This is a genomic window from Bacillus sp. AFS031507 (assembly GCF_002584635.1).
Classification (GTDB): Bacteria; Bacillota; Bacilli; order Bacillales; family Cytobacillaceae; genus Neobacillus.
This window is the reverse complement of record NZ_NUOW01000003.1, coordinates 474,565-496,490: the sequence shown is the minus strand read 5'-3', so window position 1 is coordinate 496,490 and position 21,926 is coordinate 474,565. Positions and strand designations below refer to the sequence as shown.

Here is a 21,926-nt window from a genome sequence, read left to right as displayed (position 1 = left end):
GGGTTTTTATCCAATTTGTTTTTCATAACATAAAATACCAGTTCCCTTTTGTGTTGTTGCTGTACTATAATAGATAAATCCTAATGATTCCCAAAAGCGTTGAGCCTTTTTATTTTCTTTTAAGATACCAATTCTAACACACTTCATACCTCGTTTAAGCATCTCATTTTCGTATACTGCAAAAGCTTGTGCACCGAAACCATAACCTTGATAATCACTATGAAGCAGTAAAAGACCAAGCCAGGGGTAATGGTCCTTCGGATTTTCTAATAAGTAGTCAATTATTCCAATATAGGTGTCATCGAGCTTTATAAATGCACTGTTAGTATTAGGATTTAAGAATTCTTCTTCCATGTCAGCAAGTGTTCTTGCCTCTTTGCCATTTTCAAAAATATTATATTCTGGATTCGAGTTTATCATTTCGAGTGCAATAAACAATGTTTCTTTTGTTACCTCTTCAAAATGCATTGAATTTATTTACCTCCCTATTGTTTTTATAAAACAATTATATCAAAACTAAAAGTTTTAGTAACATTTGTCGAAAAAATATCGTCATAATTATTTAAATAACTTAATACACTGAATCGTTGTGTAATTTATGACTAACTTTTTACTAATAATTTAAACATAGAAATGGAGATTTAATTATGGTACAAGTAGAAGTAACAGTAACTTTCGAAGGAAAAAGCTATTTAACGAATGTCATTGCTAATCGGGAAACATCCGATGATGAAATATTCCAACTTGCTTTAGAACAAGTTCAAAAACAATGGAAAAAAATAATATAGCAAAGAACAGCTGGAATGGATTCGGCTGTTTTTTAATTTTTTCTAGTTAGGTTATGAATTTGGCGCAAATGCATAGTACTTTTAACATAGCCTAAACTTAAAGAAGCTGTGTGCTCAGGTCATCGAGACATACAGCTTCTTTTTCATTAGCATTTACTTGGTTTTACAAGTGTGTAGGTATCTTTAGGAGCAACTTCCATTAGCGGACTAATCCCAGATGTTGCGATCATGTGAAGTTCATGCATGGCCCTTGTGCAGACGGTATAAAATAATTTGCGTTCACTTTCTTTTTTATATTGAGAACAATCGTACAAAATAACGGCATCAAATTCAATTCCTTTCGCAAGATAGGAAGGAATAACGAGAATTCCTTTCTCATACGAAATCGTTCCTTTTTCAATTAGATGGAGCGATACCTCGTTCTTGAGCGCTTCAAAGGCCCTTTTGCTCTCATCGGCTGTCCTGCAGATTACAGCAATGGTCCGATGCCCATCATCTTGAAAATCTTTAATTGTTTTGATTATTGTTCGCGTAATTTCATCGGTTTCTATTTCAGTAACTAACGGCTTCCTGCCCGTGCGGTTAAAGGGTTCAATATTTTTTCCACCCTCAATCAACGCACTGGTAAAGTTAACAATCTCTTTTGTCGATCGATAGGTTTTTGTAAGGACAAACGACTCTATTGTCTCTCCCGAGATATTTAGGTCAGATAAAACCGTTTCCGCACCAGTGGCACCAGAAAATATCGCTTGATTAAAATCACCTAGTAAAGTCATTTTGCTAAAAGGAAATAGCTTTTGTATAAAAGCAAACTGGAAGGGTGAGTAATCCTGTGCTTCATCAATAAAAATATGACGAATAGTAGATTTGGACTTACGACCTTCAATTAAATCCTGGAGATATACATATGGTGTGGCATCTTCATAAGGAATTTCCATATCCTTTAATTTCTTCACTGTCTTCCTGCAAATTTGGTCCCAATCAATAGGTAAGCGTTCATCCATATTTTCAGCTTGCTTAAAAAGCTGGTGATAAATCTTAGGTGAATCAATAAACCGCAAACTTTTTACTCGCGCAAATAATGGTCTGAACTTTTCTTTTATGACCATTTCAGCAAGGAGTTTTTGCTCCTGCTCAAAATCATCAAATGTATTTTCCGAAAATTGATTTTTTTCCTGAAGTTTTTTGAAGGCCTCCATAAAGGCTTCTTTATCGAGAAATTGTACTTCTTCCTCCACCCAGCTTCTCGACCGCTCTTGTCTAACCTTCCGCTTTAAATCTCTTAAAAGCCATTCCTTTACAAGCTGCATACGGTTGGGTATGCTAAGGCTTTCTTCTAGTGAATAAAAATAATCATGGATCTCCTTTTTAGAAATCAATACATCTCCTCTAAATATTAAATCCCTAAAAATTAGACCCCTTTTCGTTAATCCATGCGCATATCGATCAATTATATTTTTATATTCAAGACTTGCTTTAAAACGAATTCCTTCAACTCTAAGTTTATATTCCTTTTCATCATCATTCTCACTTAACAAATATTCCATTTGCGTAAAGGCGTCTTCCACATTAAATTCTTTACCTAATCGAGAATGTAAATATTCCTGAAAGGTGGATTGCTGCATATTTTCTTCCCCTAACTCTGGTAAAACCGTTGCTACATAGCTATTAAACAAAGGGTTAGGTGAAAAAAGCATAATATTTTCTGAATTCAATGTCCCTCGATAACGGTAGAGCAAGTAAGCAACCCGTTGCAGGGCAGCAGAAGTTTTTCCACTTCCTGCTACACCTTGGACGATCATAATTTTCGCCCGCTCATTGCGAATAATTTCATTTTGCTCTCGTTGAATAGTAGCAACAATGCTTTTCATTTGCGTACTCGCGTTGTTTCCAAGAACCTCCTGAAGCATTTCATCTCCAATGGTTACCCCTGTATCAAACATCCCTTTAATTTCTGAAGCCCTAATAATAAATTGACGTTTTAAGTTCATTTCCCCTTCAATCATTCCTTCAGGGGTTCTATATCTGGCAGGACCAGGTGAATAGTCATAATAAAGGCTAGATATAGGGGCACGCCAGTCATAAATCAAAAAATTTTCATCCTGTTCATCCATTAACGATGCAATTCCTAGGTATACCCGGTCCTCTGCTTCTTCCCCGTTTTCTAAAAAATCAATCCGTCCAAAGTATGGGGAATACTTTAATCTTGATAGTGTATTGAGATGTTTATCCAAATGTCTATGGGTCCGCTCACGTTCTGAGAGCAGTTCGGCCTGTTGTTTGATACTCGCTGCTGTTTCTATCATATCATCAGGTTCATCTATATTGACGGTTACATCTTCCCAAAATTCTTTACGGATCTCGAGAACATCTGAACTTACCTTTCCAGCATTTAGCTTTAATTTATTTATCTTTTTATCGATTTCATTTATAACCGTGGTCACTCTTCTTTGTTCCATTTTCAAACCTTTGCTCTGTAAATCGCTCATCAAACCACTCCCCAGATAAATGTTTTGATCATTTGTTGACAATCGAATAAAATTGTGTTAATGTTATAATAGGTAGTTTTTAAGTAACTACATCATTAAATATTTATGCCAAATATCATCTTATCATGCCCCTCCTACATTTTCAAGGAGATTTTTCTATGCCTTTAACAAACGCCTTCAGGGGCGTTTTTTTTATTGTCCTATCTTAGTTTATGTAATCCTCAATTTTCTTCATATCCTTCTTCCTGTGATCCGCAAACTTAAATATATTCTCTTTGAATTATTTAATTCGTCCAATCCTAAATACTTATATAGATAGTATTGGAAAAAATTCAAAAAAAATTTATAAAATCTAATTGACAATATGTTTGCTCACAACAAATAATTTATCTTGAATTAAGTTATTTTGATTTCAAGATAAATAAATTAAACAAAAATACTGGAGGAGAAATAAAATGACAAAAACTAAATGGGCTCTTGATGCATCACACAGCAGTGTAGATTTTTCTGTTCGTCACATGATGATCGCAAACGTGAAAGGTACTTTCAACAAGTTTGACGCAACGATTGATGCAGATCCAACCGATTTAACAACTGCAAGCATTGAATTTTCAGTTGATACTGCAAGTGTAGACACTCGAAATCAAGACCGTGATGGACACTTGGTTTCTGCAGATTTCTTTGATGCAGCTAATCACCCATCAATGACTTTCCGCTCTACTAAAATTGAAAAAACAGATGGCGGCGAATACAATGTTACTGGTGATTTAACACTACGTGGTGTATCAAAACCTGAAACATTTGCAGTTACTTTCGAAGGTCAAGGAAAAGATCCATGGGGAAATGAAAAGGTTGGATTTAGTGCAGAAGGTACGATCAATCGTTCTGAGTATGGCCTAGTTTGGAATGCCGCACTTGAAACTGGCGGCGTCCTTGTTGCTGACAAAGTAAAAATCAACCTACAAATTCAAGCTGCTAAGGCTGAGTAATTAATATAAATCAAACACATTAATTTATTTCAGGCGTGAATTCACATCGAATTCACGCCTTATTTTTTTAATAGAATACATCTATTGTAAATTAAAAGATTAGTCTAGTCGGCTATTTTCATATATGATATAAACTTTTTCAAAAAAATTAAAATCGCTGTCGAAAAAATAATTCAAAAGAACTATAACTTGTCTGAATTAACAGAAAATTAAGGAAATAATCCTATTGTTTTATTTCAATTTTCGAAATATTATTTACTAGCAAGACAAAAAAATTAGGGGGATTTTTATGAAGAAACTATTAAAAACAGGTCTATCCACCGCAATAATGGCTGGTACATTGTTTGCCGGTTTTCCGGGCAACTATGCTAGTACATCGGGTGGAGTTCTAGCAAAAAGTCCAACAACAGTTTCAAATTCTTATGGGTCACTAGACCTATCGGTCGTAAATGAAGATAAATTACTAGATGCACTTATTAAACGTGGTGTTATATCAAAGGGAGCATCTTCTGCTGAAAAGCAAAAAGCGTTACATAAGTACTTAGAATTGAAGGGTAAAGAGGATAAAGTAAAGACATCTGACCCTTTAGCTGCAAAAGTAAAAGCTGGTGATGCAGAAAAACAAAGGAAATTTAAAGACTTCAATAACGGTCTTTTAAAAGGAAATGGTAACAAAAATGGACAGTTAAAAGGAAATCCAGATCCAGTTAAAGAAGGAACTTCACCTGGAATTAAGAAGCAAGGCAAATTACTAACCTTAACAGTAGAGTACTCTGACGTTGCACATAACAATTTAAGTAAGTATGAGACTGATAACTATTACTCTGACTATACTCTTCAACACTATGAAGATATGATCTTCGGTGAAAACGGAGTTAAAGGCCCTAATGGTGAAACATTTGTTTCCCAAAAGCAATATTATGAACAGCAATCTGGTGGAACTTATACCATTAATGGTAAAGCTTATGGATGGTTAAAGGTTCCAGGAACTGCTGCATTTTATGGGGCTGATAGTGCCAGTGGACATGACAATGTAACCCCAGGTGGATCAAAACAATTAGTTGTCGATACTTATAAAGCAGCATTAGCTGCAGGAATCCGTCTGGAAGATTATGACCTAGAAGATCCACATGATTTTGATGGTGACGGTAATTTCTGGGAGCAGGATGGATTAGTTGACCATCTTCAAATTATTCATGCTGGTATGGGTCAAGAAGCCGGTGGTGGTTTACTAGGAGATAATGCAATTTGGTCACATCGTTCTGCAAAGTTTGTTGATTTAGACGGATTTGATGACTCAATCCAGCATCCAATTGGAAAACCAGGGTTCTACGATTACACAATGATGCCTGAAGACGGAGCTACTGGTGTATTTGCCCACGAATATGGCCATGATTTAGGTCTTCCGGATGAATATGATACCGCTTACACAGGCCAAGGTGAGGCGGTCGAATATTGGTCCATTATGTCAGCAGGATCATGGGCTGGAAAAATTCCTGGCACAGAACCAACTGGTTTCTCTCCTTGGGCTAAGCAATATTTCCAATCTACACTAGGTGGTAAATGGACTGCCCCTGCTGTTGTAAATTGGGAAGATGTCTCCACGAAAGGAACACAGTTTTTACTTGACCAAGCAAATTCACCACTTGGGCAAAATAATCAGGCGATTCGAGTAAACCTACCGAAAAAGAAAACCCCTGTTAACACACCTGCTTCTGGAAGCTTTGAATTCTGGGGCGGGCAAAAAGATGAGATGGATACAAATATGGTAACTGATGTAGATTTAACTGGGAAAAATTCTGCTACATTAACATTTGATGCCTGGTATGATATTGAAGAGCAATGGGATTTTGCTTTTGTTCAGGTTTCTAATGACGATGGTGTTACTTGGAAATCCTTAGGGAATTCTAATACTCGTTCGGATGTAGTAGCTGAAGGTTACCCTACTATCTTGAATTCAATGCCTGGTTTCTCAGGTAATTCTAATGGGTGGCAGGCACAATCTTTTGATCTATCAGATTACAAAGGTCAAAAGATTAAACTTCGCCTTCGCTATGCAACTGACTGGGGTACATCAAATATTGGTTTCTTCGCAGATAATTTAAAGGTTGTTGCTGATGGAGTAACAGTAGTAGAAGATGGTGCTGAAAGCCCGACCTCTAAATTTTCATTAAATGGATTCACGAAAATGGATGGAAATAAACTCACTGATCATTACTACCTTCTGGAATGGCGTAACCATCAAGGTGTTGACTCAGGCCTTGCAAATATTAAACGTGGTAACTCATTAATGAGCTATGATGGCGGTTTAGTTGTTTGGTATGTGGATGACAGCTATACAGATAACTGGACTGGTATTCATCCAGGGGATGGTTTCTTAGGTGTTGTAGATGCGCACGTTGGGAAGAGTATGAAATTAAGCACTGGTGCTGAAGCGATTTCCCGTTTCCAAGTCGCAGATGCTGCATTCGGGCTAAATCCTACTTCTGGATTAGACATTGCTTACCCTACTTACACGATAAACTTCCCAAGCCAACCAGCTGTATCACTATTTGATGACAATAACTCGTTCTTGAATACTTTTATGCCAGATGCTGGTCGTAATATCGGTAACTTTGGACTTAAGGTTCGTGTAAACGGACAAGCGAAAGATAAATCAGTAGGATCAATCGTAATCTATAAGTAATTAAATGAGTCCCACCTTCTTACTCCTGAAGGTGGGACTCTTTATTTCTTATCGATACTTCGAATGAGCTTCCTAAGGAGAAATATAAACTAATTACTACTTTATAGAATATAAAAGGTTGGTATTAAAATTAAGCATTTAACGCATTAGGACAGGTTTTACATTTTCACACTGATTTCTGTCTTCATGAATGTCACATCAAGATAGATTTTTGTATTTTCCCCGTACTCCACACTAGAAAAAGGCTGATTCGAAAATCGGCCTTTTTTGCCCCTAAGGTCGAATAGTAACACGAGTTCCATTCGGAACCATTTCTGCTAGCTGAAGCACATCCCGATTATACATTCTTACACAACCATGGGAGACCGCTTTTCCTATAGAACTTGGGTCGTTTGTGCCGTGAATCCCGTACCCTAGTTTGGAAAGCGAAAGCCACAACACTCCAAATGGTCCCCCTGGATTATACTGCCGATTTACAATCACAAAATCACCTGTTGGAGTATTCGTCAACATCTTCCCTACCGCGATTGGAAAAATTTTTACTAGCCTTCCATTGTTATATAATGTAAGTCTTCGTTTTCCGACAGAGATTTGAATGGAAAATGGTATAGTAGTGGGTTCTGGCAGACCTGGAATTTGGATTTTTTGGCCTACATGTAATTGCCCGACCCCAGGATTTGCTGCGTGAAGTCTACGGAGACTTACGCGATAATTAGCAGAGATAATCCCCAGCGTTTCGCCAGGCTTAACTATATGAATCATACGATCCCACCTTCCTTCTGATAGCATATGCCCATACAAGTTTATGGTTGCCTTATTTAGAATAGGTACTGATATCCTGCCTTTCTAGCTGGATCAGCATTATTCAAACCGAAATAGTGGGGCCATATCCTCTCTTACGTGGTTCACAAAAAAGTAATCATTGCTTGCCTTATCATATCGATAATCATTTTTCCATTCATTTATGTTAAAAGTAATTTCTCTTATGGCATCTACAAACATTAGAATTTCTTCGTTAGTCATAATCGGATGTAATGAGAAACGCACCCACCCTGGTTTCTCCGACAAATCTCCCTGATTAATCTGTTCAGAAATATGCTTAGAGGAAGGTTTATCAATGTGAAGAAGATAATGGCCGTAGGTCCCAGCACAGGAGCATCCACCTCTTACTTGAATCCCAAACCGGTCATTAAGCAGGCGGACGATTAAATTATAGTGGATATTCTCAATATAAAACGAAACAATACCCAGACGATCTTTTTTATGACCATCTAATAAATGAAGACCGGGAATCTCTACTAATTTAGGTAATAAAATATTTAACTGTTCCTTCTCTCTTTTTAATAAATTGTCCACACCCATTTGATTCTTCAAATTCAAACAAAGTGCGGTCCGAATGGCTTGTAATATTCCTGGTGTCCCTCCATCTTCACGCAGCTCAATGTCGGAATAATATTTGTGCTCGCCCCATGGATTCGTCCAGGTCACAGTCCCGCCCCCGGGATGATCTGGAACATGATTAACATACAATCTTGTATCAAAAACCAAAACCCCACTAGTTCCGGGTCCCCCTAAAAACTTATGAGGAGAGAAAAAGACGGCATCAAGTTTTTCCAAAGGATCCTTTGGGTGCATATTGATGGTTACATAAGGAGCCGCAGCTGCAAAATCCACTAAACAGATACCGTCATGTTGGTGCATGATTTTGGCTAATTGATGGTATGGGGTTTGAATCCCTGTTACATTGGAGCATGCTGTAAACGAACCAATCTTCATTTTCCTATTCTTATATTGATTCAGCTGTTGAACAAGCTGGGTAATGTCCACTCCACCATCCTGATCAGGACTTAATAAAACTACATCCCCCAGTGTCTCGAGCCAGGATGTTTGGTTAGAGTGATGTTCCATATGTGTTAAAAAAATGACCGGCCGCTCATTTTCGGAAAGATGCAGCCGCCCTTTCCACTGTTCATGAACTCTAATTCCTAATAATCTCTGAAACTTATTCATGACAGAGGTCATTCCAAATCCATCTAGAATCAAAGCATCGTTCGCGTCAGCATTCACATGTTCCTTAATAATTTTTCTAGATTGTTTATATATTCCTGTCATCATCAAACTGGTTATATTCGATTCTGTATGTGTATTTGCCATAAAAGGACCAAAAACCTCAGAAATCTTCTGTTCGATGGGTCGATAAAGTCGGCCGCTTGCTGTCCAGTCCGCATAAATTATTTTCTTTTTCCCGTAGGGGGAAGCAAATTCTTGGTTTATCCCAATCACCTGTGAGCGAAACGGTTGAAAATATTCTTCAAGGTTATCTGGGATCCGATAGGTTTTACTTCCAATATTAGCGGTGATCATTTGTTTCACACCTCACAATATAATTCTGTTATTAATATATGCAGGACTCTATCGCACGGTTTCTTTAACGAAATCTAAAAAGAACAGCCTCCCATCAGGGCTGCTCTTCTGGTATTTCTCCAACTTAGTTAAATTGTTTAATGTTTACATCATCAGACAAAAATCTTACATAATTCATACGAATATGCTTTTATTTCAAATAAAAAAGCAGCCTCATCAATTGATAAGGCTGCTTTTGAGTTATAGGGGGATGAAATTACTTACTAATATGTAGTAATTTTCGCTGATTCTTTCCTTGTTACTTCTTCAATTTTTTGAATAAACATTTGAAAAACTCGCCTTTTTTCCTCTAGGTCTTTTATGTATTCTTTCAGTTGGTTATAGCTTTCTTCAAATGGTTTATGGTACATTTCACGAATTTTATCAATAATTTCCTCATTTACTGTCGATTGAATTACTTGCTTGGTAATCCCATATTTGTAAGAATAAACCTTTAATTCCTGTGCCACTTCATCATATTCATTTGCAATTTCAGTTAAGACTAGTGAAATATCATCTTTCCATTCATCTAGTGATTTTTGTAAGTAGGATTTTACCATTGTCTCTTCCATATAAACACCCGCCCTAATACAGTCTCGATTATGTTTACACTATTATAACGTTGTTTGATTACATAGAGATTTCGCCCAGTTTACATTGTCTTTTCAATAGCTATTTTTTTGAGTCTTTCTTCTCAATCACCCGAGTAATTTGGTCCACACACTAATTGTTGTTATCATAGAATACTCCCCCCTACATATAGAATATTCATATCGAACAACTATATATGTAACATTATGGTTAATACTTCTTTGCACTACCCAATTTTAGTCAAAAAAAAAACGATTACCTCAGTAAGTAATCGTTTTTTATATTAATCTACCTTCACTGCTTTTTCAAAATCATCGAGTGTAGTTGAATATTTTATATACATTCGAGGTAAATAGTAAAGCTCGTTTTTAAAGCCTGTCATTGAAAATGGGCCTGGCGTTGTAGTCAGTCCATACCGATAATACTTTTTCGCTTCCGCCACCACATGTTCATTCGTATTCCCATAGGGGTACGCTAGAGCAATAACAGCTTTACCTGTTATTTGCTGAATTTTTTCTTTCGATTCTTTTAGTTCATATTTTAAGTTTTCCTCTTTGATTAAATCTGGATGTGTAGCTGTATGTGACTGAATAGATATTAATCCTGAATCTGCTAACATTTTTAAATCTGGTATAGATAAGCGGTTTGCCCTTCCTACGAAATCAGAAATCACAAAAAAGGTACCGGCTGGATGAAAACTTTCTGTTGTGAGTTTTTGAAAAATCGAATAGGCATTAAGATTATTTTTGTAACCATCATCAAAGGTGATAAAGATTGGCCTTTGAACAGTTTTAATATCCTTCCAACGCTCGAAAGTTAATAAGGTATAACTATGGTCTCTTAAATATGCCATTTGTTTCTCAAAATTTTCTGGAGTTACATATAACTCCTTGGATCCAATACCGTTAAATTGATCGATGGAATGATAAATTAATATAGGAATCTTTTGCTTAGCATAGACGCTTTTGGGAAGACCTAAAATGAGAAGAGATAAGAATAGTAATAAAATCTTTTTCATAAAATTCCTCACTTTTTGCGTTTTATATTTATCTCCCCCCTATTATTCCTCCAAAATAATATTTCATTAAAAAAGCTGCGGACGGCACCGTTTTCCGTTTATTGAAAATCCAATCGAATTTCAATAACGCCATGAAACTAATTATCCCCTAAAGGAATTACTGTCGCTATTAATTGATTAAACGATTCTATTTAATGTGACTTCCTTTAACTAAAAGTGGTAGACTAAAAACAACATTCTACAAAGAAGGAGCTACATTCATGACCAATTATAAAGTTTTATTTTTGGATATCGATGGAACATTACTGAGACCAGATGGTACGATTGAAGATTCAACAAAAAAGGCCATTTCACAGGTTCAGGCTCAGGGCTTGGAAGTTTTCTTAGCTACAGGAAGGCCACTACATGAATTAGATGAACTCGCAAAAGAGTTAAATATTCACTCATTCATTGGTTATAACGGTGCATATGCCATTTATAACGGTGAAGATATATTCCAAGAGCCTATGAAGAGCTCTACAGTTATGAATTTCTTAGAGATTGCTAAGGATAACCAGCATGAAGTGGTCCTGTATACGAATAATAAGAACGTTTTTACCAATGTGGATTCTGGGATCACAACGGATTTTATGCACAAATTCCACTTACATAAAAATGAACCTTATTCTCCTTCAGTCAATAGTTCGATCTTAGGGATGACACTAGTCAATCTAAAAAAAGATGACCCTGTCCTTTACAATAATGAAGAGGGAATCCATTTATCCCAAGTCAATGTCGAGGGAATGCGTCATTGCTATGATGTAATCAGGGACAGAGTGAACAAAGGCTATGGAGTTCAAGCAGTTTTGAAGCGGCTAGGCATCAATAAGGAAAGTTCGATTGCATTTGGAGATGGAATGAATGATAAGGAAATGCTTCAAAACGTGGGCGAAAGCTTTGCCATGGGTAACGGCTATCCAGACCTTTTTAAATACGCAAAGCATAGAACCACCAAGGTTACTGATTCTGGAATTTATAATGGGTTGAAAATGCTTGGGTTGGTGAATTGAGATAGGTGATAAATCATGGTGCCAAATAAAAAGTGCAGAGCATTTCAATTTAACTTGAAACACTCTGCACTTTTTTGCGCTTTATATCTTTGTGAAAATTATCCCAAGTAGAGCAGTGCATACACCGATCACTTGATATCTTTTTAATTTTTCTTTAAATAGTAAAAACCCAGCGAGAACCACTACTAGACAATTTAAACTTACAATTGGAAACACGATACTTGCCATTCCAGAATTAAGGGCATAGAAATAACTGCTATATCCTAAAATGCTAATTAGTCCAACAATGGATCCCACATTGGCTTCTGACCTCTGCCACTTTTCTTTTTTCAAGATACTGCAAATAGCTAAATAGACACTCCCTCCGCCATACATGGCAATGAGGATATCTAATGAATTTATTTGCAGATAGGAAGTAGTTTTCATTAAAACCCCTAGTAAACCAAAAGAAAATATCGCAAGTCCAACGCGAATCATCCAAGGGAAATAATTTATTTCTCTATTATTACCAGATGAATACTGTATGGCCATGGCTGAGCCAAGCATAATTATGATTCCTACCCATTGAATCACTGTGATATGTTCATGAAAAAGAACGCCAGCACATACGATTGGAAATATTGTATTTGTTCCTACTAATGGCGATGTCAAACTAGCAGGGCCCTTTTCAAAGGCCTTTGACATTTGGATATTACCGTTTGCATTTAATATTCCAATAAAAGCTCCAAGTAAAATGGTGATAAGATTCAAGTGGACTGTCCCGTTTACAAAAGCAAATCCCAAAGTTAATAGGAATGCTACAAAATAGAAGAAGAACTGAATATGTACTTTCGACACTTTCTTCTCCGTGCTCCACTTGAAAATAGTATTATTAGTCCCAAAACAAACCATAGTAACAAAGGCCGCTGCAATCCACATGTTGATATCCTTCTTTCTACATCAGTTCCACTCCATATATTAAACCTCATTTCTACTCTGCTCAATCATTTTTTTGTAATAGATGCTCAATTTGCAAAATATTGTTGTTATTTCATTCTTTCCGTCTTGTTTTGATAGCTTTTGTCATCTAGCAGGAAAATGTGCTACCGAATGGTGAATTACTAACACAAAGATGAATTATTTCCGAGATAAATAGAAAGGAATGATTTTTATATGAAGACCTATACCTTAAAAGAAGTAGCAAAAAAAATAAATACAACACCAGGCACCATACGACATTGGGAAAAGGATTTAGTTGATTTACTAGAAATTCCTCGTTCAAAGCAAGGGGCAAGAATATGTACAGATAGGGAGATTGACCAGCTAATTGAAATTAAACAACTATATGAAAAAAAGTTAAGTAAGGAAACAATCAGGGAATGGATGCAAAAAAAACTTCACCCTGAAAGTGAAGATGTACCCCAATCCTCCGAAGTTTCACAAGCGTTCATTGAAAATCCGGATGTCTCAGAATCCTTCGCAGTTTCACAAGCGTTCATTGAAAATCAGAATGTCTCAGAATCATTCGCAGTTTCCCAAGAGGTCATTGAAAATCAGGATGTCCCAGAATCACTCGCTGTTTCACTCAAGGCCATTGAAAATCTGGATATGAAAGAATCACCTATGGTCTCATTAGAGGTCATTTCTGACACAGCCAAACCGATAACCATACAAGACGCTATAGATGCACATCAGTTTTTCGAGGCAATGGATACGTACAAGCAAAATTTCTTAAGCGACGTAAAAGATGAAATCCGGACGGTTGTTCGAAGAGAAGTACTAGATGAAGTAAAAAAGGAAATAAGGAATGGAACCTATACCACAGTTAAATCATTATCTAACTCGATATATAAATCATCCGCTAACACAAGAGCTGAGATTCAGGAGTTATCAGAGACACTTGAAAAAGCCTCTGAACTATCAGCTGACTCATTACAGTACCTCTCCAACAACATTGCTAACGTTTCTATAGAGACTTCTCAAGAAATTTATACACTTTCCAAGCAGTTGTCGGAAACTTCCGAAGAACTATCCCACTATGTGGATGTTACTAATAACGAAATCTCAAGTCTAACAGAGGCAATGTCAAAAGAACGTGAATTCTTCCTTGAAGAGCGTAATCAGTACCGACATGAAATTTCGCAAAGAGAATTAGCCTTTCAACAAATGCTTAACAGTTATAGACATGTGGCAGCTACAAAAGAAAAGAAATGGTGGAAATTCTGGACTTAATACGAAAGTTTTCTTCGATTAGAACGACTCCCTTTTAAAGACAAAAAAAAATAATTTCGTCACTCGTGGATTGCGGTTTATTTTATCAATGGAGGGATTCGAATTGAATACAAGTGAAGTAGCAAAATTATTAGGAGTATCTACAAGTACTATTCAGCGCTGGGTAAAACAGCTTGAACTTCCAATGGAAAGAAATGAGCGTGGTCATTACCATTTTAGCAGCGAGGATATAGAACTATTAAAAAAAATACACGAACAGCTCCAAAACGGGACACTAATCCAAGAAATAGTCCCATTAAAAGAGAAAAAAAATCCTCGAAAAGGTGCTGTTAAAGCGGTAAATGACAATCAAGCACTAGAAAAGTTATATTCAAAAGTCAGTGAATTGGAAAGTAATATAAATTCAAAAGCAGATTCGGTTGCTTCCTATCAACTCCTTCAGCATCGCCGTGAACTAGAGGATTTGCAACATCTTGTAAAAGATTTATCGCAGCAGGTAGAGCAACTTCAAAAACAAATGAACGAACTAAAAATGACCTCGCAAATGGAAGAACCACTTGTATTTGATCACAGTAAAGTAAAAAGAAAAAAGAAAAATATTGTCAGCTCATTGTTTGGGTTTTAGTTTGTATGAATTTATTTCTAATTTTAATGCACAAAAAATAGCCGAACTGGTCAAGCTAGTTCGGCTTTCATTCACAACTCACTACCATTCATTTAAACTTTAAATTCGACAAGCGGTTGAGTATATTTTTTAATTAAATAACTTCCTAGAACGATACAGATCATAAAGGAAAGAACGCAAAGTAAAAGATAATTTCCTGAAATGGAGATGATACTTTTATTTGGAAGAATCTCCTGGAGCGATTTAATAATAAATCCATGAAGCAAATAGACATATAAAGTTCTTTCACCAATTTTCGTTACTTTAAATTGATTGGAAGGTATTAATGCTAAAAACCCAAATACAACTATTAATGTCAGCCCATATTGAAGTCCTCGCAACAGCCCATCGGCCATCTCTTTTTCCCCCATATTTGCATATGATGTATCGCCCAGAAGCCATGGCACAGCATCTTGAGGGAAACTGAACCCAAAGAAAATATAAGTCCCGATAATAATTATTATACCAACTGGAAGTGAATATCTGGCTCGAATTACTTTCTTTAACTGATCACCATTTAGTAAAAACCCCAAAAGGAAATAGGGGAAAAATACAAATGTTCTTGATAGGCTTAAAAAACTACCCGCGTGATCAACAAAACCAATCGCAATTCCCAAGACAATGGCAATAAAAAAGCCACTCCATCTTAACCTTGCAAAGAGATATAGAAGTAAATTCCAAAAAAACAAACTCATCAAAAACCAAAGCGACCAATGAGGATGTAAAAAATCAAATTCTATATTTTTTTCCTGCCCATTTAAATAATAATAAATGGAATAAATCATCTGAAAAATAAAATAAGGAAGTAATATCTTCTTAATAGACTTTATAAAGTAGCCTTTCTTTTTATAACCTTTCGCGAAGTATCCAGAGATTAGGATAAAAGCGGGCATATGGAATAGAAAAATAACTGTATATAAAGTGAAAAGGATCCCATCATGTTCCTTTAATGGACTTATCAGATGCCCAAAAACGACGAGAAAAATCAATATAAATTTTGCATTATCAAAATATTTACTCCTTTTTGAAGTTGAAGCCATCATATCACCCCATAGGTTAATTCAATCAAAAAGGTATATTAATATTTATTCAAACCCTTACCATGTAATTCCCACGACCAATTCTCTTTGTCGTTAAACAATCATAACAAAAGAACATTACAGGAATATATAAATAAATTGACTTTTTGTTGCATGGTTATTACGATTTCGAAATAATAATCTCATATACCTACAATTAAATTACCACTTCAATCTTAATTACCCCTTAAATCGGAAGGTTATGAAAAAAACACAAAAGCCACTCCTTTTTTCGTTAAGGAATGGCTTTTACTAATTCATAAAGTAATATCTACAAGATGGTTCCTGATGATTTCCTGATAATTCCCTCTTAATTCATCTTGTGAGATCCGAAGAGCTTTTGAAACGTGATAAAGATATTCATGGTCGCTTCGAAGCCAAGAAGAATAATTTCTTTTTAAATACCGTTCTGCATCCGCGAATACAGAGAAAGACTGCTCCAATTTCTTCTTGTTATGTACTATAGAAAAATAGCCATCTCCACATGGAATGATATATGAACTTTCTCCAAGCGGGTTCTGATAGGATGTTCCAACCTGTGAATCCTTAACATTAAATTCATTCCGATCTGCATCTGGTTTAAGTGGAATCATTTCAAAAACATTTATTACAAACTTTTCAAACGCTTCCCTTGTCATTTCCGATCCAGAGGCTTTCGGATGCCCTCCACCTCCGTACTTTTTTGCATATTCGGCTACATTTATTTCATCATGAATGGTTCGAAATCCCATCTTCTTTCCACCCATATTCAGTAGGACAATCATATCCAAATGAGGATATAAATTATTTAATTCATTTCCTAGCTCTGATAAATATTGTTCGGCATGAACAATCCCAACACAGTAATCATCAATAAAAGTTTGCACCAGTTGTCTACTTTTCGAATGGATGTAACGATGGATTTTTTGTTCCTCGATATCAAGCAGCATATGTTCCGTGTCGGTTAATGTAAATGAATCTTTATTTTCAGACAACCTTTTTAACATTTCCTCCTCAAACAGTTCACGACTCATAATATAGAACAAATCATTTAATCGTTTGGCTGTTAAATTATTATTTTCAGCCCACTCCCAAGTGTCATATTGACGTACTAATTCGATAAATTCTTCAAGTGCTTTATTTCGTTCCATCATTTTGTGTTCAATTAGGTAATCATAAAATAAAGAAGTTGCACAAGACTTTTTTCCCGTCTCATACTCAGGAATTACGCTCCCCCATTTGTATTGATTAAAATGCAAAGCAGTCACATGATGATCGATCATTTGAACTGGTTTTCCCTTTTGGAACCGCTCCTCGAGTTTTTTCTCGACCTGCTCATTTACAGCCAAATCAGTAATGTAGATTTCCACATTATTATTCTCAGGGTTTTTAATAACTGCTTCCACTCTTTGATTTAAATTTCGATAAGAACAGTAAAATATATTGGCCTTGTCTGCAAATGCTAGTTTCGCAATAAGTCCACAACCAAGACCATCAAGATCAATATCCGTAAAAATAATCATCCTATCTACCACCATCCATTTTTCGCTTCATAACGTATCGTTTGGTTTCAGCAAATTTTTTATGCAAATTAACCTAGTTATGATTTAACACTAACCTCTATTTTATCATATAGAAAATAATACCACCTACCATTATGACCTGGTGATAGTAATCACAGACATATTAAAAATGACATGGTATGATGCATGGGAAGTTTCTAATACAAACAATGAAACGGGGTTATAATTTGAACTTTCCACAACTTAAAATAGGCCATATGAGACCTCAGGTTCCAATCATGCAAGGCGGAATGGGTGTCGGTATTTCTCTTAGCAAATTGGCTTCAGCTGTCGCAAATGCAGGCGGGATTGGGATTATTTCTGGAACAGGGATCTCAACTGATGAAATGAGAACACATATAAGGAAAGCTAAAAGTCTGATCAAAGATGCTGGATATATTGGTGTAAATGTTCTATTCGCGATGAATGACTTTGCTGAAAAAATGAAAGCAGCTCTAGAAGAAAAAGTTGACTTTATTATTTCTGGAGCTGGAATCTCACGAGATATGTACGCATGGGGAAGAGAAGCAGGGATTCCTGTTATCTCTATAGTCTCGACTGCTAAATTAGCAAGGATCTCCGAACGACTGGGAGCAGCAGCAGTTGTCGTTGAAGGCTTTGAAGCAGGAGGACATCTTGGAACAGACCGCCCAATGTTTGATATCCTCCCAGAAATCGTTGAAGCGGTTTCCATCCCCGTTATTGCGGCAGGAGGAATCATGACTGGCGGCGATATTGCAAAAGCTCTTGCAATGGGTGCGTCTGGTGTACAAATGGGAACACGCTTTGTAGCCAGCGAGGAATGTGATGCTCCATTAGCTTTTAAACAAAAATATGTTGATGCAGGTAAAGAAGATTTGGTTTTGGTAAAAACAACCGTTGGTCTTCACGGAAGAGCCATTAATAATAATTTTGCAAAATTAATTAGTGGAACAGATAAGCTAAAAATCGCTAAATGCATTGATTGCTTAAAGAATTGTTCTTACCGCTTTTGCACCATGGATTCTCTTTTGGTATCCTTGAATGGTGATGCTGAAAATGGCCTTGTTTTTGCAGGGGCTAGAGTTGGAGAAATCAAAGATATTCTTCCCGTTCAAACAATCATTGATAATCTTACATTAGAATACAATCAGGCTATCTAGCTTATTTAAAAGAGCCAACCGTAAATACGGTTGGCTCTTCCCTGTTCCTGTTATGGTAAATTTCTGAATTTGTTCTGAATCGGTGTACGTGGCTTTGGCTCTGGGATTACATCAGGATAGCCTACTCCCAGAACGCCTATAATATCATAGCCATCCTGAACACCAAGAATTGCCCTGTTTTTGGGCGTAATGCCAATCGATGACCAAAAGGTCCCAACCCCTTCTGCCCATGCTGCTAAATTAAAATTTTGGATAAAGCACGCAGTTGCCAGCGCATTTTCCACTGTTTCTACGGATGTCGCCCCGTGCTTTGATAAAATCATCAATACGATCGATGCGTTTCCAAAATTTGTTTTATGATTTAACTTTTCTCTTGTCTCTGTTCCAAGAAAGTAAATCTCCCATGGTTCTGTCATGCGGTGATTTGGTGCCATGGCAGCAGCCTCTAGCCATGAGTGAAGTAAATTTTTGTCAATTTCATCAGGTTTGAATTTTTTTATGTTGCGCCGAGTTTTAATTAAATCAATAATATTCAATCAATAACTCCCCTTTTATATTCATATCGAAACCCATCGTAATAACTTATGTCTCTCCCAATTTTTTGTACGTAAAAGTTTTAATTCCCCAGTTTATAATATCCACGTTTTAAGCCGTAATAGCAAAACCATAATGATTGAACAAAGAAGAAAATCCCCCAAATAGGAGCAGGAATAAAACCTGTGATCCGCGCAAGATTTGCAGCATCCCCTGCTGATTGAGGTTGAAATATACTGATAAATAATATTTCATAAGCACTTTGTACGGAATCCACTAATAAGATCGACGCAATCAAAAGTAATAAATTATCTCTAAAGTTTTGACTCCCTTTTATGAGTAAAAACAGAAATGCAACGGCAAATGAGCATAACCAAAACAACCCGTAAGGATTCCTTACCCAAAAAATAAGATTCAAACCGATAAAACCTAGCAATATATCAATCAACACAATCTGCTTTTTCTTTCCAATTAGTAAAAATGAGACAAATGCCATAAAGGAGGCAAAAGTATACCCACTAAGGCTGGTAATGAAGCTTCCCAACCAAGAAGACTGATGACTATATGTAGCCCCTTCGGAATTCATAAATAAAGATATTCTTTCTACATTACCCCCAAATAGAGCAATCAAAGCATGACCTGATTCATGTATAAGGGTATTAATGACTTTGACATAGTTTCCTAGCAATGGGACGTGTATCAACAGAAAAGCAAACACGAGGAAAAGGAAAAACTTCGCACTGAATTTGTCTCGAACAAAGCTCAAAATATAAATTCTCCTCTTTTTTTAAATGATTTGCTAACTTCATTTTATCACGTTTTATTATCACTATTACAAATTTCAACTCTGGAGGGCTCAATTAAAAAAACTAGCAATCACTTAGATTGCTAGCTGCTTCAATTAACCTCTTTTTTCAACTTCAACTAGTTGTCCATCCTTCATTCGATAAATCCGATCACATAACGTGAGAATCTGTTCATCATGAGTGACAATAATGGCTGATTTATTTTGTTCCTTTACGATTTTTGAAATGAGTTCGATAATAGCCATGCTCCGACTGGAATCCAAACTCGCTGTTGGTTCATCAGCTAAAATGATTTCAGGATCATTAATAAATGCTCTGGCAATTGCCACCCTTTGTTTTTCCCCGCCTGACAATTGGTGTGGATAAAACTTGGTACGATGTTCCATGCCGACTGCCATTAATACTTCGTTTATTTTCCTTTTGCTTTCATTCGTCCATTGATTGGCCATTTTTAACACAAGGCTTAACTGATCTTCCACCTTCAAATAAGGAACTAAATTTGAAGTTTGAAAAATATAGCCTAGATGATTCAACCTTATATTTGCTTTTTCTGTGTCACTGAAGGAGGCTATATTGGTCCCATTTACGATTACCTTTCCTTTATCAGGAGACTGTAAGGCACCGGCAATTGATAAAAACGTTGACTTTCCAGATCCGGAAGGTCCAATAATGGCAACGACCTCGCCCATCTTCAAACGAAATGATAAGTTTCTCACGATGTGATTTTCCTTATCGCCATCTTTAAATGATTTTTCCACATGTTCTAGAACTAAAGGTTCGATTACCATGGTTATTCTAACCTCCCCATTGCTTGTATTGGATCTGCCTTCACTATATTAAAAATAGATAATAATGAACCGAAAATCGATACAAGGAATAATATTCCTGAGAATTTAGCAATCTGTACCAAATCAAAAATAAACGGTATCTCATCCGGAAGAAGCTCCATAAAACCCTTTGTAAAGGCAACAGCTCCTACGATACTAACAATGGTTAATATAATGACCTGAAAGATAGTCGATTTGACCAATTGACTTGATTTTGCACCAATGGCTTTTAGGATGCCAAATTGGGCCGTTTTTTGAATGGTCATTATATAAAAGAATGCGGCTAAAACAAAAACTGCGATTACAATTAAAAACGAAAGCATCATGTACAGCGAATTTTGTTCAGCTGTATACCCAGGTATACCTTTAACCACCTGTTCCTTTTCAACCCATTCCCCATTTTTAACTATCCTAGAAACATCCTCTTTCAAACTTGAATTAGCTTTATTTATTGCAATACCGTTAAATTCAGTTTTATCTAAGCCGCCAGAGATTTCCTTCCATGTATCAAGGGAAATAAGCGCAACTGGTGTATGGCTAAAGGTTTGATCTTCAAGAAATCCTACAACTTTTAAGATGATGCCGCTCCGTGCATCTTTTACGATTGTTCCTATCTTAATAGTTCCAGATAGCGAGTGGTCTAGTAAGACAGAATTTTCCCCGCCCGTTTCTAAACTCTTTCCGTCCCTTCCATCCGGCTCTAAAAAGCTGCCTGGTTTTATTGCCATAAAAGTAATATCTAGTTTATCCTCGGAGTTAATTTTAGAAATGGCTCCCATTTGAACACCAATTGGCTGTAGGTCACTTGTTGCTGTCAATTTCTCTATATCTATTGTTAAATGGGACCGGTCAATTCGTCCCTCAGCACTTTCTTGCAGATAAAAGGAGTCTGCTGGCATATAAATGATCGAAGAAGCGTTATTCATTGACAACCCATTCGCAAGCCCACTGATGACGAAGACAAGAATCGCAACAAAAAATAAGATAAAGCTGATTAATAAATATCTTACTTTAAAAAATGTCATTTCCTTAATTGGTACAAAGTACATAAAAAAATTCACCTTCCCTTTCATTTCATAAACAGAATACTGTTTGAATATGAACGGATG

General features: G+C 36.3%; 20 protein-coding genes. 7 read left to right on the top strand and 13 right to left on the bottom strand.

What is annotated here, in order from left to right:
* Positions 1 to 6: 6 nt before the first annotated feature.
* Entirely contained in the window at positions 7 to 468 is a 462-nt protein-coding gene (locus COE25_RS06420) for a GNAT family N-acetyltransferase (RefSeq protein WP_257208701.1), read from the bottom strand.
* 179 nt (positions 469 to 647) lie between these two features.
* Here COE25_RS06420 and COE25_RS06415 point away from each other — a divergent pair, with 179 nt between their 5' ends.
* Positions 648 to 788: a BA3454 family stress response protein gene (locus tag COE25_RS06415; RefSeq protein WP_088088559.1), complete on the top strand. Its 141-nt coding sequence runs from the start codon at positions 648 to 650 to the stop codon at positions 786 to 788.
* 146 nt (positions 789 to 934) lie between these two features.
* On the opposite strand, the gene helD is transcribed toward COE25_RS06415, so the two are convergent.
* A complete protein-coding gene (gene helD / locus COE25_RS06410; RefSeq protein ID WP_098931914.1) occupies positions 935 to 3,277 on the bottom strand; it encodes an RNA polymerase recycling motor HelD in 2,343 nt (780 codons plus the stop codon).
* A gap of 455 nt (positions 3,278 to 3,732) precedes the next feature.
* On the opposite strand from helD, the gene COE25_RS06405 reads away from it, so the two are divergent.
* Both COE25_RS06405 and COE25_RS06400 read left to right on the top strand, forming a co-directional pair.
* Positions 3,733 to 4,266: a YceI family protein gene (locus tag COE25_RS06405; RefSeq protein WP_098931912.1), complete on the top strand. Its 534-nt coding sequence runs from the start codon at positions 3,733 to 3,735 to the stop codon at positions 4,264 to 4,266.
* Positions 4,267 to 4,555: 289 nt separating this feature from the next.
* Entirely contained in the window at positions 4,556 to 6,952 is a 2,397-nt protein-coding gene (locus COE25_RS06400; RefSeq protein WP_098931910.1) for an immune inhibitor A domain-containing protein, read from the top strand.
* A 273-nt stretch (positions 6,953 to 7,225) separates the two neighbouring features.
* Here COE25_RS06400 and COE25_RS06395 read toward each other — a convergent pair whose 3' ends face one another.
* The 4 genes from COE25_RS06395 to COE25_RS06380 all read right to left on the bottom strand — a co-directional run bounded on the left by COE25_RS06395 (position 7,226) and on the right by COE25_RS06380 (position 10,964).
* Positions 7,226 to 7,714: a L,D-transpeptidase family protein gene (locus tag COE25_RS06395; protein ID WP_098931908.1), complete on the bottom strand. Its 489-nt coding sequence runs from the start codon at positions 7,712 to 7,714 to the stop codon at positions 7,226 to 7,228.
* A gap of 99 nt (positions 7,715 to 7,813) precedes the next feature.
* Positions 7,814 to 9,316 carry an aminotransferase class V-fold PLP-dependent enzyme gene (locus COE25_RS06390; protein WP_098931906.1) on the bottom strand — a complete coding sequence of 501 codons (1,503 nt, stop codon included), beginning with the start codon at positions 9,314 to 9,316 and terminating at the stop codon, positions 7,814 to 7,816.
* A 263-nt stretch (positions 9,317 to 9,579) separates the two neighbouring features.
* Positions 9,580 to 9,927: a hypothetical protein gene (locus COE25_RS06385; protein WP_098931904.1), complete on the bottom strand. Its 348-nt coding sequence runs from the start codon at positions 9,925 to 9,927 to the stop codon at positions 9,580 to 9,582.
* 302 nt (positions 9,928 to 10,229) lie between these two features.
* Positions 10,230 to 10,964, bottom strand: coding sequence for a polysaccharide deacetylase family protein (locus tag COE25_RS06380; RefSeq protein WP_098931902.1), 735 nt, complete (start codon positions 10,962 to 10,964; stop codon positions 10,230 to 10,232).
* Between the two features lie 260 nt (positions 10,965 to 11,224).
* Here COE25_RS06380 and COE25_RS06375 point away from each other — a divergent pair, with 260 nt between their 5' ends.
* Positions 11,225 to 12,013: an HAD family hydrolase gene (locus COE25_RS06375; protein WP_098931900.1), complete on the top strand. Its 789-nt coding sequence runs from the start codon at positions 11,225 to 11,227 to the stop codon at positions 12,011 to 12,013.
* Positions 12,014 to 12,094: 81 nt separating this feature from the next.
* On the opposite strand, the gene COE25_RS06370 is transcribed toward COE25_RS06375, so the two are convergent.
* Positions 12,095 to 12,931: a DMT family transporter gene (locus COE25_RS06370; RefSeq protein WP_098931898.1), complete on the bottom strand. Its 837-nt coding sequence runs from the start codon at positions 12,929 to 12,931 to the stop codon at positions 12,095 to 12,097.
* Positions 12,932 to 13,165: 234 nt separating this feature from the next.
* Between COE25_RS06370 and COE25_RS06365 the strand changes: the two genes are divergently transcribed.
* Both COE25_RS06365 and COE25_RS06360 read left to right on the top strand, forming a co-directional pair.
* On the top strand, positions 13,166 to 14,224 hold the full coding sequence (locus tag COE25_RS06365) for a MerR family transcriptional regulator (RefSeq protein WP_098931896.1): 1,059 nt from the start codon (positions 13,166 to 13,168) through the stop codon (positions 14,222 to 14,224).
* A 103-nt stretch (positions 14,225 to 14,327) separates the two neighbouring features.
* Positions 14,328 to 14,849, top strand: coding sequence for a MerR family transcriptional regulator (locus COE25_RS06360; protein WP_098931893.1), 522 nt, complete (start codon positions 14,328 to 14,330; stop codon positions 14,847 to 14,849).
* 92 nt (positions 14,850 to 14,941) lie between these two features.
* On the opposite strand, the gene COE25_RS06355 is transcribed toward COE25_RS06360, so the two are convergent.
* A complete protein-coding gene (locus tag COE25_RS06355; protein ID WP_257208700.1) occupies positions 14,942 to 15,931 on the bottom strand; it encodes an acyltransferase family protein in 990 nt (329 codons plus the stop codon).
* A gap of 293 nt (positions 15,932 to 16,224) precedes the next feature.
* Positions 16,225 to 17,469 carry a DHH family phosphoesterase gene (locus COE25_RS06350; RefSeq protein WP_088088572.1) on the bottom strand — a complete coding sequence of 415 codons (1,245 nt, stop codon included), beginning with the start codon at positions 17,467 to 17,469 and terminating at the stop codon, positions 16,225 to 16,227.
* A 209-nt stretch (positions 17,470 to 17,678) separates the two neighbouring features.
* On the opposite strand from COE25_RS06350, the gene COE25_RS06345 reads away from it, so the two are divergent.
* Positions 17,679 to 18,650, top strand: a complete 972-nt coding sequence (locus COE25_RS06345) for an NAD(P)H-dependent flavin oxidoreductase (protein WP_180247427.1) — start codon at positions 17,679 to 17,681, stop codon at positions 18,648 to 18,650.
* 50 nt (positions 18,651 to 18,700) lie between these two features.
* On the opposite strand, the gene COE25_RS06340 is transcribed toward COE25_RS06345, so the two are convergent.
* The 4 genes from COE25_RS06340 to COE25_RS06325 all read right to left on the bottom strand — a co-directional run bounded on the left by COE25_RS06340 (position 18,701) and on the right by COE25_RS06325 (position 21,866).
* A complete protein-coding gene (locus COE25_RS06340) occupies positions 18,701 to 19,186 on the bottom strand; it encodes a nitroreductase family protein (RefSeq protein ID WP_098931886.1) in 486 nt (161 codons plus the stop codon).
* Positions 19,187 to 19,266: 80 nt separating this feature from the next.
* Positions 19,267 to 19,950 (bottom strand): M50 family metallopeptidase, encoded by a 684-nt coding sequence (locus COE25_RS06335; protein WP_098931884.1) that lies wholly within the window; start codon positions 19,948 to 19,950, stop codon positions 19,267 to 19,269.
* Positions 19,951 to 20,085: 135 nt separating this feature from the next.
* On the bottom strand, positions 20,086 to 20,778 hold the full coding sequence (locus tag COE25_RS06330; RefSeq protein WP_098931882.1) for an ABC transporter ATP-binding protein: 693 nt from the start codon (positions 20,776 to 20,778) through the stop codon (positions 20,086 to 20,088).
* A gap of 2 nt (positions 20,779 to 20,780) precedes the next feature.
* Positions 20,781 to 21,866: an ABC transporter permease gene (locus COE25_RS06325; protein ID WP_180247424.1), complete on the bottom strand. Its 1,086-nt coding sequence runs from the start codon at positions 21,864 to 21,866 to the stop codon at positions 20,781 to 20,783.
* Positions 21,867 to 21,926: the final 60 nt, after the last annotated feature.